General features: G+C 39.7%; 15 protein-coding genes, 1 tRNA gene and 1 pseudogene. 11 read left to right on the forward strand and 6 right to left on the reverse strand.

The genetic code is table 11. The annotated features are described in order from the left end of the window. Positions 1-130: 130 nt before the first annotated feature. Positions 131-730, forward strand: a complete 600-nt coding sequence (locus tag B3139_RS06130; RefSeq protein ID WP_293880849.1) for a methyltransferase domain-containing protein — start codon at positions 131-133, stop codon at positions 728-730. Here the strand turns inward: B3139_RS06130 and B3139_RS06135 are convergent. Next, positions 727-2259 carry a SulP family inorganic anion transporter gene (locus B3139_RS06135; protein ID WP_293880851.1) on the reverse strand — a complete coding sequence of 511 codons (1533 nt, stop codon included), beginning with the start codon at positions 2257-2259 and terminating at the stop codon, positions 727-729. The two genes, B3139_RS06130 and B3139_RS06135, sit on opposite strands and share 4 nt — an antisense overlap. Positions 2260-2362: 103 nt before the next feature. Here B3139_RS06135 and B3139_RS06140 point away from each other — a divergent pair, with 103 nt between their 5' ends. After that, complete coding sequence (locus B3139_RS06140; protein WP_293880853.1) at positions 2363-3889, forward strand: DUF3943 domain-containing protein; 1527 nt, start codon at positions 2363-2365, stop codon at positions 3887-3889. 41 nt (positions 3890-3930) lie between these two features. Here the strand turns inward: B3139_RS06140 and B3139_RS06145 are convergent, their stop codons facing one another. Both B3139_RS06145 and fbp read right to left on the reverse strand, forming a co-directional pair. After that, positions 3931-5379 carry a L,D-transpeptidase family protein gene (locus B3139_RS06145; RefSeq protein WP_293880855.1) on the reverse strand — a complete coding sequence of 483 codons (1449 nt, stop codon included), beginning with the start codon at positions 5377-5379 and terminating at the stop codon, positions 3931-3933. A 113-nt stretch (positions 5380-5492) separates the two neighbouring features. After that, positions 5493-6503 (reverse strand): class 1 fructose-bisphosphatase, encoded by a 1011-nt coding sequence (fbp, locus tag B3139_RS06150; RefSeq protein ID WP_209575568.1) that lies wholly within the window; start codon positions 6501-6503, stop codon positions 5493-5495. 269 nt (positions 6504-6772) lie between these two features. Here fbp and B3139_RS06155 point away from each other — a divergent pair, with 269 nt between their 5' ends. The 5 genes and pseudogenes from B3139_RS06155 to B3139_RS06175 all read left to right on the forward strand — a co-directional run bounded on the left by B3139_RS06155 (position 6773) and on the right by B3139_RS06175 (position 8437). Further along, positions 6773-7006, forward strand: coding sequence for a hypothetical protein (locus B3139_RS06155; RefSeq protein ID WP_293880859.1), 234 nt, complete (start codon positions 6773-6775; stop codon positions 7004-7006). A 245-nt stretch (positions 7007-7251) separates the two neighbouring features. Next, positions 7252-7569 (forward strand): heavy metal-binding domain-containing protein, encoded by a 318-nt coding sequence (locus B3139_RS06160; RefSeq protein ID WP_293880861.1) that lies wholly within the window; start codon positions 7252-7254, stop codon positions 7567-7569. Between the two features lie 135 nt (positions 7570-7704). Then, positions 7705-7890 (forward strand): annotated as a pseudogene (locus B3139_RS21535) (hypothetical protein); the annotation flags it as partial. Positions 7891-7945: 55 nt separating this feature from the next. Further along, entirely contained in the window at positions 7946-8224 is a 279-nt protein-coding gene (locus tag B3139_RS06170) for a LapA family protein (protein WP_293880865.1), read from the forward strand. Positions 8225-8364: 140 nt separating this feature from the next. Next, positions 8365-8437: transfer RNA gene (locus tag B3139_RS06175), tRNA-Lys, on the forward strand. Between the two features lie 78 nt (positions 8438-8515). Here B3139_RS06175 and B3139_RS06180 read toward each other — a convergent pair. Both B3139_RS06180 and B3139_RS06185 read right to left on the reverse strand, forming a co-directional pair. After that, positions 8516-9199 (reverse strand): MBL fold metallo-hydrolase, encoded by a 684-nt coding sequence (locus B3139_RS06180; RefSeq protein ID WP_293880867.1) that lies wholly within the window; start codon positions 9197-9199, stop codon positions 8516-8518. A gap of 53 nt (positions 9200-9252) precedes the next feature. Next, a complete protein-coding gene (locus B3139_RS06185; protein ID WP_293880869.1) occupies positions 9253-9840 on the reverse strand; it encodes a Crp/Fnr family transcriptional regulator in 588 nt (195 codons plus the stop codon). A 537-nt stretch (positions 9841-10377) separates the two neighbouring features. On the opposite strand from B3139_RS06185, the gene B3139_RS06190 reads away from it, so the two are divergent. From B3139_RS06190 to B3139_RS06205, 4 genes are all read left to right on the forward strand, one after another. After that, positions 10378-10953: a Crp/Fnr family transcriptional regulator gene (locus B3139_RS06190; RefSeq protein ID WP_293880871.1), complete on the forward strand. Its 576-nt coding sequence runs from the start codon at positions 10378-10380 to the stop codon at positions 10951-10953. 74 nt (positions 10954-11027) lie between these two features. After that, positions 11028-11846 carry an alpha/beta hydrolase gene (locus B3139_RS06195; protein ID WP_293880873.1) on the forward strand — a complete coding sequence of 273 codons (819 nt, stop codon included), beginning with the start codon at positions 11028-11030 and terminating at the stop codon, positions 11844-11846. Beyond that, positions 11833-12723 (forward strand): EamA family transporter, encoded by an 891-nt coding sequence (locus tag B3139_RS06200; RefSeq protein ID WP_293880875.1) that lies wholly within the window; start codon positions 11833-11835, stop codon positions 12721-12723. Before B3139_RS06195 ends, B3139_RS06200 begins: the two co-directional genes overlap by 14 nt. A 460-nt stretch (positions 12724-13183) precedes the next feature. After that, complete coding sequence (locus B3139_RS06205; protein WP_293880877.1) at positions 13184-13774, forward strand: riboflavin synthase; 591 nt, start codon at positions 13184-13186, stop codon at positions 13772-13774. Positions 13775-13843: 69 nt separating this feature from the next. On the opposite strand, the gene B3139_RS06210 is transcribed toward B3139_RS06205, so the two are convergent. Continuing rightward, positions 13844-15643, reverse strand: coding sequence for a chloride channel protein (locus tag B3139_RS06210; RefSeq protein ID WP_293880879.1), 1800 nt, complete (start codon positions 15641-15643; stop codon positions 13844-13846). Positions 15644-15647 lie beyond the last annotated feature (4 nt).

The following is a 15647-nucleotide window of genomic DNA, read 5'->3' on the forward strand; positions in this document are numbered from 1 at the left end:
CGGTACGCAAAGATAATATTAATTTAGCAAGTAAATAGAGCAGCATCCGCAAATACCCGCGGTTATCGAACGATTTATTTCGATACTGACATAATGTTTATTTAACTTGCTCATTTATAAGGAAAAAGATATGAATTCTTCATTGTTAGATGGAAACTATTGGGACGATCGTTACAAGAACAAAGAAACGGGATGGGATATTGGATATGCCTCTCCTGCAATCGTTAGCTACACTGAAGAATCCATTGCCAAAAATGCGCGTATTTTAATTCCTGGTTGTGGGAATGCGCATGAGGCTAAAGCTCTTCTGGATAAAGGATTCAGTCAAATAACATTATTGGATATTGCACCAAGCTTGGTTGAAAAAGTCAGCGAAGAATTCGCAGTCAGCCCCGATGTTCAGGTAATATGTCAAGATTTCTTTCAGCATCAGGGCCAATACGACTACATTATTGAACAGACCTTTTTTTGTGCTCTCCACCCATCATTACGTACAAGCTATGTACGGCAAATGCTTACCCTGTTGAAGCCTCACGGTATCCTTATAGGATTGCTGTTTAAAAGGGAATTCGCTCAGCAAGGGCCTCCTTTCGGAGGGAATCAAGAGGAATATCAGCAGCTATTCCAATCCGAATTTGACATTTTGCAGCTAATAGATTCTTCCAATAGCATTCCACAGCGACAGGGAAACGAATTATTTATTGAATTACAAAAAAAAGCAGCAGTCTAAGTCCTCGGCATGACGTGATAGGTTGGATCTTCCATGATATTAACCACCACAACACCAGTAGCATTTTTCAATAGAGAACGGCAGTCCTCACTGAGGTGCCAAAGTTCTATTCTTTTCCCTTGTGCGGCGTAGCGCTCGGTAACTTTGTTAAGTGCATCCACAGCAGACATATCCACTACCCTGCTTTCCTTAAAATCTAATATAACACGTTCGGGATCGTTTAAAACGTCAAATTTATCCAAAAAATTAGCTGTAGAACCGAAAAAAAGTGGCCCATATATTTCATAATGCATAATACCTTCCGAATCCATATATTTTCTTGCCCGAATACGCTTTGCATTATCCCAAGCAAATACAAGTGCAGATATGACTACACCGATGAGCACCGCAAGTGCCAAATTATGCAAGATCACTGTAATCGCTGCGACAAGTATCCCCACGAAAATATCTGATTTGGGAAATTTATTGACAATACGTAAACTCACCCATTGGAAGGTTCCAATCGCTACCATCATCATCACACCGACCAGCGCTGCCATTGGTATCTGCTCAATAAAAGGCGCTCCTATTAAAATAATCAGTAAGATGGTCATTGCTCCTATAAAAGAAGAAAGCCGTGTACGTGCACCAGCATTTAAATTGACCAATGTTTGCGCGACCATGGCACATCCCCCCATTCCGCCAAAAAATCCATTGATTGCATTCGCTATCCCCTGTGCCATAGATTCACGGTTCGCATTTCCTTTTGTCGCTGTAATTTCATCGACCATGTTCAGTGTCAACAGCGATTCCACCAGTCCGACTCCTGCCATTACCAATGAATACGGAAAAATCAGCTGCAAGGTTTCCCAATTCCAAGGAACCATGGGCACATGTAAACGCGGTAAAGTTCCACTGACGGATGCTATGTCAACGACTTTCTTTGTTGGAATACCTAAAAGAGACACTACACCAAATACCATCAGAATGGCAACCAACGAGGCGGGGATGGCCTTTGTGATACGCGGAAATCCAATTACAATCAGCATCGTCAACAAAGTCAGTCCGCCCATGATGTACAACGTTGTTCCCGACATCCATACCGCGTCGCTTCCAGAGCTTACTTTAAATTGCACCACTTGAGCCATAAATATGATTATGGCCAAACCATTCAAAAAGCCATACATCACAGGCTGGGGAATTAAGCGCACAAATTTTCCCCACCTAAATAGCCCTACCAAAAATTGAAAAATGCCAGCCAATACAACTGCAGCAAAGAGATAATCTATTCCATGGCTTGCTGCAAGCGCCATCAAGACAACCACAGTGGCTCCCGCACCCCCGGATACCATTCCAGGCCTACCGCCCAGAATGGAAGTAACCAACCCCATCAAGAATGCGGCATAAAGTCCCGTTAAAGGTGGCAGTCCCGCTAAAATAGCAAAAGAGAGCGACTCCGGAATCATCGTCATTGCAACTGTTAGTCCGGCGAACAGCTCATTCTTAAGATTGATCGATTTTATATTAACTATGTCGAAGGTATTGTTCATTTCTAAATTACTTGAACCACGATAAAACGCATCAAAGGTACTAATCGCACAAACACTTTTATGCTATATTTGTTATTCTTTACAAATTTTATTGCAAAACAGTATGTTTATCTCTTTCAAACTACGCGCGATTAGCTTTCATTATAGTCTTATTATATTTTTCTATCTCATGCTTGTTCAGCTCGGGAGCAGCAGAGCAGCAATTCTAGCCGATAGCGACTCGCTAATACCTTCGGAACGTCTGTCTCTATTTAAACTTTTCGATAAATATAACGTGCTCCACGATAACAATCCGCAATTGTGGGAACACCATCCCATCTTCAACACACAACAAACTGACAGTATATTCGATTATCAGAAAAAAAACTTTTTAAGAGCTGGAATTGAATGGTTTTCCATCCAGGCCATTCCAGCCTCCGTAAATTACTTCATCCGTAAAGATCCCGTTTCGCATATTTCTTTTAAAAATTTTTTCAGCCATTTAAAACTCTCAGCGTGGACGTGGGATGATAATCTTTTCGCAACAAACCAAATGGCACACCCCTATCATGGGCAGTTTTATTTCAATTCGTTTCGATCCAACAATTATAGTTTCCTGCAATCAACAGCTGCCACCGTTGCCGGTAGCTATATCTGGGAGACTGCAGGTGAAACCGAGCCACCTTCCATCAATGATATCATCAATACAAGCTTTGGTGGAACAATTTTAGGTGAAATGACCCATAGACTATCGCATCATATTCTTTCCCGCCCAAGTTTGACCAAAGGACAGCGCAATAAAAAAGAGCTACTGGCGATGCTGATCAATCCAATAAATGGGCTTAATCGGCTTCTGGATGGGCGCTGGGGCAATAAGGTCAAAGGTGCCGTTATCGACAGTTCCTTGGTTCACACCGAAGTTGAATTGGGGCTAAGGCGCTTTGACGCCAAGGAACACGATGTATTAAATAAAGGGAAAAATGATATCTACGCACGTATCAAATTGATTTATACAAACGATGATTTAGATAAAAAGAAACCTTTTGATGACTTCTTCCTCAACTTAGAACTTGGATCAGATGATAGTTCTATCGTTAATGCTGTCAATGTATATGCCTCGCTATATGGTAGTCGTATTCTATCTAATTTAACAGGCCGCCACCGTGGCATAGTGTCTGCACATTTCGACTTCCTACGCAACGAAGCTTTTTACTATGGATCACAGAGTATCAATTATAATGTCTTTTCCAACTTCAATATCGGCAGCCGTAGCAAGCTAACAACCATTCTTGGCGGTGGCCCTGTGGTATTAGCCGCTGTACCAGATCCCTATCTCCATTTTGGTGAAAGCCGTACATATGATTATGGTCCCGGAGCAGATGTTCGCGCTTCAGCCACATTGAGCACATTAAATTGCTTTAAATTTGGTGTAGACTATCGTGGTGGTTATTTTGTAACCATCAGTGGCAATAAGTCGCACCATTTTCTACATACCGCATCCACGAGCGCTTCCATGCGTATCTGGAAAAACTTCGGTGTAAACCTTTACTCCGGCTACTTCAGATTGGAAGGTCACTATCAAGACCATAACAATGTGAACAAAGATTATCCTTTTGTTCGGATAGCACTTGCCTATAACTCCCAATACTAACTAATAGCAAAGGCTTAACTCGAGGTGTTAAGCCATTGCTATTAGTTAGCCCAATATCTCTTTAACGCCTCTTTCAAGCGCGGATCATAACCATAGATATCAGGATATGTAACAATGTTCCCTCCATCATCCAACCAAGTCGTATAATAGGTGATGTAAACTGGCATCTGGCGTTTAAGAGTGACCCAACGAGACTTCGAAATCGAATCTGTGGTAATTTCCTTCGCAATTTTTTCGGCCTGTTTCTCATTATTGACGAGGTAAGATGCCAAATCCACGGGTTTTTCCACACGAACACAGCCGTGGCTGACGGCTCGATTACTTTGCCCGAACATTTGCTTTGCCGGCGTGTCGTGTAGGTAAATGGAATATGGATTCTCAAATAAAAATTTCACATTCCCCAAGGAATTATCCGAACCTGGATTCTGTTTAAAACGAAAGTTCTCGACAGAATCGGAATTCCAGTTGACAGTGGCAGGATCCACTTGTTTACCTTTGTAATAAGCAACCATGTTGCGCGACGCCAGGTAGTTTGGATTATTTCGGACGCTTGCTAATATCTCCTTTTTAACAATACTATTTGGAATATTCCACACCGGATTAACTTGCATGGCATCCAACATGCCCTGCATAACAGGAGTTTCATGGTTCTCGCCTTTTCGTGAATAGGCGGGATTTTCTGTTTCACCTACGCATACATTCATTAATTGGATTGTCTTTCCATCTTCCATAATATGCAGACGCTGTTCAGGGATATTAACAAAGACATATCTTTCTGGAAAATCCTGTCCCATCCAACGTAATTTTTCCAATATCATTAGCACTTGGCTCCGTTGCGTACCAGATAAATTTCCACTTTGCAACAGATTCTGAAACTTAACGTAGTATTGGTTTTTAGGTTGGATATCAGTCAATACAGTTCCAATTTTCACACTGTCCAGCAAGTGCACAACTTTGCTATAGTTCATGCGCTTTTGAGGAACAAAATATCGTCCATAGAGCCGCTTGGGGTTGACAACACCATACTTTAAGCTACTTACATAAGCTACCAGTCCATCTGTGCTCAATAAATCAAGCTTAGCTAATAAAGGGTAGACCTCCGCAACCTCTTTAGTTTTCAGCTTCCGCAGAGAAAACAAGGTTTCTTTAATGGCTGAAGTATGGAAATAACTAGTACGAATGCCATGTTCCTCACTTCGTTCAAAATACGCCAGCAATGTATCAATGCTACCATCAAAGAGATGTTCCGAAATTAAAGTCATGCCGTCCGTAGAATCAGCTAATTCCTTCATCCAGCTTGGATTAACCAACTTCGATTTTTCCTTACTGTACACTTCATGGAAGATTTTTACATACGCAATTGTATCAAAATCTTTATAGGATTTATTTTCAAACCCCTTCGCCAAAACATCGCCATATGTAGGAGGATTCTCTTTACAAGAAAAAAACACTACTGAAACAAACGAAACAAACACTGAAAAACGTAACATACGACAAATCATGAAAAGAAATGGCTCAGCAATAATGAAGCCATTTTCTGAGTGTAAAGATAAATAATTCTTATGGTCTAAAGAATCTTACCTGTCATTGAATTACTACAGATTCAATCAATGTATTTTTTTAAGAAATCTTCCAGTAGTTCGACCATATCGGTATTACCCAAAAAAGCAGCTGATCGTTGATGCAAAGTTGTAGGTTCAATATCCAGTATACGCTGAGCGCCATTAGAAGCTTTGCCCCCTGCCTGCTCAATAATGAATGCAATGGGGTTGCATTCATACATCAATCTCAATTTGCCATTAGGATGTGCAGAGGTTGTTGGATAAAGAAAGATTCCTCCCTTAAGGAGATTGCGGTGAATATCCGCCACCATTGAGCCAATATACCGCGAAGCATATGGCCGCTGCGTTGCACGATCTTCCGTTTGGCAATATTTAATATACTGCTTTACCCCGTTCGGAAATTTAGAATAATTACCCTCGTTAATCGAGTAGATCTGACCTGAAGCAGGAATTTTCATATCTGGATGAGATAAACAAAACTCACCGATCGAAGGATCCAATGTGAAGCCATTTACACCCTTTCCTGTCGTGTATACTAACATCGTCGAACTACCATAGATCACATAACCAGCCGCTACCTGCTTTGTCCCGTGCTGTAAAATGTCATTGCTATTGCAGGAAACGCCCGTGTCAGATATCCTCCTGTAGATAGAGAAGATTGTCCCGACAGACACATTTACATCAATATTGCTTGAACCATCCAATGGGTCAATACATACAATATATTTCGCATTTTTGGAAATCCCAGATTGGATATACACTGGATTTTCATGTTCCTCAGACGCAACCACACAACACTCTCCCCCACTTTGCAATGCATTAATAAATTGTTCATCCGCATAAACATCCAGCTTCTTTTGTCCTTCTCCTTGTACATTAACTTGTCCGGCGTCACCTAAAATATCAACTAATCCGGCCTTATTAACCTCTCTATTTACAATCTTTGCTGCGATCCCAATATCGCGTAAGAGACGGGAGAGCTCACCTTTGGCATATGGAAAATCAGCCTGTTTTTCAATAATAAATTGACCTAATGTAGTTATACCACTCATAATATTGTTTTATTGGATATTTGTTGCACAAAGCTAAAAAAGTTAAGCAAGTTTTAGCCAACACATCGCTTTAATAGCGAGCATTTTAGCAACATAAATACGCAATCGTTTGCACTTAATTTTGCAAACTTTTTTTTGCTAAAACGTTTATTAGCTATAAAAAAAACAATAAAAACAGAAAGCAAGGACCAAATTTAAAATAACGACGTCCAGAAAAAAAAGCAAAAAATGCTAAGTATTTAGTAATTTTGGCTAAATATTTTAAAACAATGCAGCAACTTTTACAAGTTATAGAAAAGGAAAAATTAGGCAGTCAGGTGGCAAAGCAACATACTATGATCATTGACGATAAACAGATCGTACACGGTGCCCTTTTTATGATAAAAACTGCTCGAAAAACATTTAAACTGATGATTCCTGCTCCTTTTCATGAAGAAATCCTGAAAAATGAAGCAACCATCAGCACCTTGATCAAACATCCACATGCAATGCTCCTATCTTAATCTCATATACTGATTATCTCAACGACAACACGAAAGCCCTCCTATTATGCGTAGTATAGCGTGAATTCAGTAAAATTCTTTTGACATCGCAATCTACCACCTTAAGGCGATAAATAGTTCTGCTGACAAGATGGAAGCCTACCGAAAAATACCTATTAACCTGCAAAAATTTTACAATAGATCCTGATAATAATGTAAATTCCCAGCTAAAATAACCGTTAACTTTATTCGACAAAGATAACGCTATGCAACACCACTATAAACTTTCCGGTATGTCCTGCGAAAAATATAGCACAACGATCGAGCAGACGAACCATCAATATACCTGTCCCATGCATCCCGAAATTGTACAGGAGCATCCAGGAAATTGTCCCATATGCGAAATTGACTTAGTAACTATGGCGAATGGTAGTGATGAGGCAGAAGATCAAACATATCGTGATCTACGTATGAAATTATGGATTTCCATACTATTTACTATTCCTATATTTATGCTTTCCATGGGCGAAATGCTTTCCGGCAATCCAGTAGGAAAAATTATGCTTCAAAGTTGGTCCGGATGAGTACAGCTCATGTTATGTTTACCAGTTTTCGTTTATACCTGCTGGTCTTTTTTTCAACAGGGTTGGATATCTTCCCTAGCGTGGCGAATTAAAAGGCCAAGGCAAAGCTTCTAAGTCACAAATATTGCATAATATAAGGAAAATTTAGGTTTTGCCTTTCTCTATAACGCGCACGGTATTCCAGTGGTGTCAGGTCTGCTGTATCCATCGTTCGTAATTCTACTGTCACCGATGATTGCTGCCGCTGCCATGAGTTTCAGTTCAGTTTCGGTTATCTTAAGTTCACTACGCTTAAATCGTGCAAAGATCGACATCAATTAAAAACAGATATTCCCTATATTCGCTGTTATAATAATGATACATAGTCTATAGAAACATGCGTAATATCTTTTTAATTTTCATAACGGTGAGCGTCACAGTGGTCTGTGTCAAAAACCCACAATCGGTGCCGCTCAATTTTCTCGGAGAAACACAGGTCGCACTATGGAAGCTGCTATTAGCCTTTTTTATTGCCGGAATCGCATTTGTATTCGTTCTAAAAATCGGAAAGAAGAAACAAGAGGTGTATGAACAGGACAATATAGACGAATCTGACGAAGAGAGCAGCGAACGAAAGCCCCAATTATCGGAAGAAGACCGGGAATTCCTCTCCTAAAACAAAAAATAAATCACTAAAAATGAAGCCGTAAAGAGCTAGACCGCATTTTTATCACATAAATACTTGCGAGAAATAGGGATTAACCCTATCTTTGCATCACTTCAAACAAGGAACGGTAGTTCATAAATAAGAAGTAAGATTCCGTAGCTCAGCTGGTAGAGCAATACACTTTTAATGTATGGGTCCTGGGTTCGAATCCCAGCGGGATCACAAAAGAAAAGCTAATCTTACGATTAGCTTTTCTTTGTTTAAGCTCGTCGGTATTCGTAATTGATTTTTCCTAATAAACTAAAACTTACTGCTGCATTCAGTGACGAACCGCTCAAACTTCCGATCTGTATTTCTCATAACGGGGCCATGTCCAAAACAGATAATGGATGGGGCCAGTTTTGCTAACTTCTCGAGTGATCTAATGTTGAGCTGTTGATCCGAAGTGAATAAATTTGGCGGCAGGTGCAAACCAGACTTTGTCGTAAGCAAACTCATATTTGTTGCTGCATCACCGATGATCAGTACACCATCATGTTCGCGGAACAAAGAAATATGCCCAGTAGAATGTCCCGGTGTCTCTATTATCCTAAAGTTTCCAATCGTATCATTTTCAACAACTGTACGGCTCACGGCATGCCCCTGACCTGCCCAATACTTCTGCTGTAGCTTTGCTATCCAATGATGCCGATTGGGATAGTCTTTAGTGACCAAGCCCGTTTCGGTCCTAAAAACTTCATCGGGATGACATAATAAGGGTATCGCAAACTCAGCGCACACCTGATCCGAACAGCCTTGGTGGTCCGGATGAGCATGAGTGAGTACATGCTGGTAAATGGGGATTTCCTGAAGTGCTTTCTGGATAGTGCTATAGGAGTTCCGTATTCCGGAGTCGACCAATACACCTTCGATAACATAGCAATTGACACTGTTTCGTGGTAGCAGTGACAGCTGGAATACTTCGCGAGCAATTTGACGTAACATAGTTTTTTGTGCAAACCTACACCGCATATCAGAAGAATTAAAGGACATTTGTCCTATAAGATACCCAATCGTAATATTTGATGTTTCGCCCGGGTAAGCGATCGCTGTGTAATACCTAAATACGATGCCAGATCCTGCGTTGCAGTCCGCTGGATCAGCATCGGCTCATTCAATAGCACATAGCGATACTTTTCTAAAGCTGACCTATTGTTATAATTTAACAGATAACTTTCCTTTTGGCTATACTCCCGCTCCATCACAGATTTTACAACTCCATGCCAACTATTCACTTGGCGTAGCAGATATTGGTAATCGGCGTAGTTTATGCTAAAGATTACACTGTCTTCGATTGCCCTAATACTCCTTCTAGATTCTTTTTGCGCAACAAACTCCGAAAAAGAAGTGACAAACTCATTTTCAAATTTAAAACAGGTTATATTTTCTGATCCTTCGCGATCTAAAGCGTATGCTTTTACAGCACCGCTAGCGATAAATCCAATATAACGGCAGGGTTCATCCTCACGGATAAAAAAATCACCTTTTCTTAAGTAAGTCGGCTTGAAAAACTGTACAGAAAAGCTAATTTCTTCCACAGACAGTTCTGTTATGGATAACAGATAATTTGTTAAAACATGAGTCATATTACCAATCTTTCTCACTTAATTTTTTTCGAACTCCGTGGATCTAACGTGCAATTCGGTCCTCAAATCTAACAATTCTTTTACAATACCAAATTCCAATCGGTCAATGTTTAGATGAGTCTTATGAAAACCCCTATTTCCATGGATTTTTTTTAAAAGGCGAATTTAATAATCTTGTTATGCGCGCTAAATATGATAACCGATGAAAAATTTTGCATAATTTATTTTGACCATTTTGAACCTGCCTAATCTTGCCCCAAGATGAATCAGTGGACACTGATTTGCTAGAGTTTCGCGAAAAAAATAAGGGTTTGATTGAAGAAGGTATTAAATTGGTTTTTCGCCTCAGCAGAAAAAAACCTTGTACAGATTTCACCAATGAACAGATGCTCTTGAAGGGAATATCCTCTTTTTATCGGCTGCCGTAACGACTTAGATAAAGAAATATACAATCCACTAAAAAGTGTTATTCATGCGATCATTTCATTAACTTTGTCCATCGGCTTAACAGGCATTAAAAACTAACAGCCGCTCCTGATGATAGAAAAACTCCTCTTCGAAATGAATAGCTATGCGGCGCTTAGCCTGGACACAACGGAAGTTTTGAAAACGATCTGTCATGTAAAACAGTTCAAAAAAAACGAACTCATCCTACGCGCTGGAGAATATGCGAAATACTATTACTTCGTCTGCAAGGGACTATTAGGCTATTATAGACCGGATGCTGATGGCAATATCGTCTACAAATTATTTTTCGAGGAAAACAGCTTTTGTGCTTCTACTGCTGCAATCATCGAAGAAAAACCAAGTAAATTCAGTATCGTTGCACTCGAAGATGTCCAATTGATCCAGTATTCCGCTAAAGTGTTTCGCGAACTTATGGCAACCCACCATGATCTAGCACTTTTTCAGATTGCTTATCTCGAAAAGAATTGGGTCGTAAAAAAAGAACCACTTGAAATTGAACTCAAATGGAAATCTGCCAAAGAGCGATATATAGAGCTTCATAAAAATCAATCGCTTTTTAAAAGACTGAAACAACACCATATAGCGTCTTATCTAGGAGTAACGCCAACACAGCTGAGCCGAATCCGTAAAGAATTAAAATCATAATTCCATCAACATTTGTACATGTTCTCTACATTTAAACTTTAGAATTTTGTCCTATAAAGATAAATTATTAGGACATGAAAATAATATGCACACTCCTACTCTCTGCTCTTATCCTACCGCTAACAGCTCAACAGGTAATCAGAACAAAAGTCCATAGTGAAAAGATGGACAAAAATATCGAGACCATTATCGTTACACCCGACATCCAACATGGAGTTCAATATAAAACGGTCTATATTCTTCATGGTTATAGTGGCAATCCAGACCGCACTTTGCAGGACGATATTCCCGACTTACTTCAAAAAGCAAAAACATTTCAAACTATTTATGTTCTGCCCAATGGAAATTTCAATTCCTGGTACGTGGATAGCCCCATAAATCCTCATTCACAATACAGCTCTTTTATCGGTGCCGAACTCGTCAACTACATCGACCAGCACTACCCCACCTTACCGTATAGAAGTGCTCGAGGGATACTCGGCTGGAGCATGGGTGGTTATGGAGCGCTACACATCGGTATAGCTTATCCGCACACCTTTTCAATTGTCGGAAGCTCCTGCGGTGCCATAGATTTCGATCGCTTCGGAAAAGGATATCAAGGCTATCAGGTAGACCAAGTACTGGGAGATTTAAAAGCTCTAAACGACAGCGAACCGATTTACAGCAATGAAGATAGGATGATGCAAAATGAGCAGCACTATATTATCGATTGTGGAACCGAAGACCAACAAATGCTGGAAATGAACAGAACATTTCATAAGCATCTGACCAGCAAAAATATCGAGCACTTATATATGGAATCAAAAGGAGGACATGATACAGCCTACTGGAGCAAATCATTATCACAGCAATTGGCTTTATTTCAAAACTATTTTCAAAATGAAGGACTATAAATCAACACTCTATGTCGCTGCTGGTGCTTGCAGTTACGGACTTCTTGCAACAATTGTAAAATATGCCAATCATTTAGGTATACATACCAGCTTGTTGACCTTTTTGCAATTTATGTTCGGATTTCTCGTTTTGTTGGCATTGAATCTTTTATCAAAACGCAACATAGAAGAATATAGCGTCATCAAATTCTCATCGAAAATTAAATTGATGATCTGGGGCATTTCTCTAGGGCTGACAACAACACTTTATTATCTATCCATTCAATACGTTCCAGTATCCATTGGGATTATTCTACTGATGCAGTCTATTTGGATTAGTTTAGTTGCAGAAGCATTGCTTCTAAAAAAATTCCCATCACGTGGAAAAATAATAGGTGTTATTATTGTCCTACTCGGAACAGCCTTTGCTACAAATATATTGCAAAATGATATTGCCCTTAACTACAAAGGAATACTATTAGGTTTCGGAGCCGGGATAAGTTATGCACTAGCGATTTATGCGTCAAGTTCTATAGAGAAGCAATTACCAAGTCTAGTGCGCAGCCAATTCCTAGTTCTCGGCGGACTATTACTCATCGTGGTATTTTGGAATATTGATATCGTCCGGTATATGCAAATTGAAGCATTACCCTGGGGACTGCTTATTGCGATCTTTGGCACCATCCTTCCGCCTTTATTATTTACCAAAGGCATACCTCAAACTGGAATAGCAATGGGTAATATAATTTCAAGCCTAGAGATTCCTATTTCAACACTCTCTGCCATGTTTGTTTTGCAGGAAGTCGTAACGGGATTTCAGTGGTTTGGCATACTGCTTATTTTAACCGCTGTAATCATCATCAATTTACGTAATCAGCACGAGCTAACCAGCGTGTAAATTTGTTATATTCCCATACTTTTATTCAATAAACCTTCACGAATACATGCTATGCCTGATCCGCACAAAGTGTCGACATAACAAAGAAAGCAAAAACTTACAATCAAGATGTGGTGGAATAACTATGAAAAATAGGTGCTAAAAAAAAGCTTAGCATTGGTCGGGCGACCTGCTAAGCTTTTATAAATACCTCTTTGTAGAGGCAATCAACCTAAACCTATTACAAAGATAATGGTTCAAATGATATAAACAAAAATTTTGTTATATTTTTTTTCAACTCCCATAAATTTGCTTTAGGATAGCCTTCACAAAAGGATTAGTAAGTGTAAAATGTACACTACAATCTTTTCACATTTTTTTAATGTTATTCTCATGAACTTTACTGCCCATTTTTGTAGGAGCTAAACATAGATGATTCATTTAATTATTTAGTAACTTTGAATCAATCAAAAAAAGCATCATGTTTACTGGAATTATAGAAACGCTAGGAAAAATAGAAAATATCGAACAGGACAAAAGCAATCTTCATTTTTATGTCAGTTCCGCTATTTCCAATGAACTTAAAATAGACCAAAGTGTGAGCCACAATGGGGTATGCCTTACCGTGGTGGGATTGAACAACGATCTTCATCAGGTAACGGCAATTGACGAAACGCTGCAAAAGACAAATTTGGCACAATTAAAAGTGGGAGACTTGATCAACCTGGAGCGCTGTACCTTGGCTGGTGGAAGATTTGACGGACATATCGTCCAAGGGCATGTTGATCAGATTGCCAGTTGCATAGCCAAGCGCGACGAAAATGGTAGTTATGTTTTTACCTTTCAATACGATATCTCCAAACAAAATATTACCGTAGAAAAGGGATCCATTACTGTAAATGGTATCAGCTTGACAGTCGTAGATTCAAGAGACGATCAATTTTCAGTCGCAATCATTCCATATACACTCGAACATACTAACTTGCAACATGTGGAAGTAGGTAGCACAGTCAATCTCGAGTTTGATATCATCGGGAAATATGTCAGCAAGATCATGGCTTTGCGTCGGTAAGAAATTCTTTAAGCTTTCTCGGGTCTAAATCTACCCGAGAAAGCTTATACCAAAGATGACGTGTTCTAGCTATTCCAAATAATGCCCCTGACGTATCAGTAATGCGCGGTACTTATTAAATACACTCGATTTGGAAACGAAGCCCATATATTTGTTTTCGGGCCCTAAAACAGGAAGTATCCAGGTATCATCCTTATTCATTTTGGCCATCACAATTTCCATATTTTCATTGATTCCTACTGTATCATTTGGCTTCTGAGCTAATTTTTCAAAGGTCGTATCTCCCCCCTCTACTTCGCCCAATAACGCTGAAAATAGAAACTCGCTATAAAGAAGCCCAATAAATTTGCCCTCGTAATCGACCACCGGAAAGATATTACGCTTACTATGGATAATGTCCGTTTGCCTACTTTTAGGTGTTTCATCAGGACGCAGGATGACAAAATTAGTTTCCAATACATATTTTATTCGCATCATACTTAGTACCGATCGATCCTTATCCTCATATGAAATCAGATCCCCAGATTCCGCCAATACTTTTGTATAAATGGAGTGTTTCAATACGGTCCGATTGATCAAATAAGAAATTGAACATACCAACATCAACGGGACCATTAATGTGTAACCTCCGGTCACCTCTGCAATCAAAAATATACCGGTTAACGGAGCATGCATAATGCCACTCAAAGCACCAGCCATTCCCGCTACCACAAAATTTGGTACATTTAACTCGGCAATTCCAGTCAAGTTTATCCCGTATGAAAACGCGAAGCCCAACAGGCCTCCCATTACCAAACTTGGTCCAAAAACGCCCCCGTTGCCTCCCCCATTCAATGTAAACAATGCAGCAAAGGATTTTCCAAATAACGTCAATATCGTATAACCAAAGACCACTAAGCCAATGTCCTTATAATTCGAAAACAAGCTATTTTTAACAATCGAGTTAAACTGCCCGTTGAGAATTTGCTGTATGGTAATGTATCCCTCACCGTACAATGCGGGAAATATAAAAATCATCAAACCTAAGGAAATACCACTCACCCAAACTTTGTTATAGGGATTCTTAATGTTTGCAAACCATTTTCCAACAGTTCTGGAAACACGCGCAAAATAAATGGTATAAAGACCAATAAGTACCGCCAGCAGCAAATAAAATAGTAACGCCGAAACCTGCCAATCGGAATTAAACGTACTAAATAGAGGTTCATTGTACAAGACTCGCGACACTACTGAAGCCAGAGCCGAGGAAATTAATAAAGGAATAAACACAGGAATAGAAAATTCAGGCAGTAAAATCTCAATCGCAAAAATCATTCCCGCCAAAGGGCTGTTGAACGCCCCTGAAATTCCCGCTGCGGCTCCGCAAGCCAATAACATGGTGACTTCCTTATACTGTAAACCAAAAAAGCGGGCTATATTAGAACCAATAGAAGACCCACCCAAAGCAACTGGAGCCTCCAAACCACAAGATCCACCAAAACCCACGGTAATGGCAGAGGTGACTACCTGAGAATAAATATTACTCGGGTCTAACCGGCTTCCCTTGCGACTAATGGCATAGATGATCGGTGTAATACCGTGCTCCATCTTCTTCCCTTTTAAAAACTTGCGGACAAAAAATACACTAAGCAAGATCCCGATCAATGGAAAAATCAAATAGACTGAGTACTTTACCTTCCAATCAATATCATCTTGTATAGTTGCCGCAATAAAATGAGTCAGCCTCTTCAGCACAGACGCCATGATACCGCCAACAATTCCCACCAAAAATGCCAATAGAATGATAAAATTTCTGTTCGAAACTTTTTTCATCCGCCATTGGTTAATTTGGTCTATCTTTCTAAAAAAACGTCCTTTGAGGTTTCCCATATTA

It is taken from the genome of Sphingobacterium sp. UBA1498, from assembly GCF_002325125.1.
GTDB lineage: Bacteria > Bacteroidota > Bacteroidia > Sphingobacteriales > Sphingobacteriaceae > Sphingobacterium.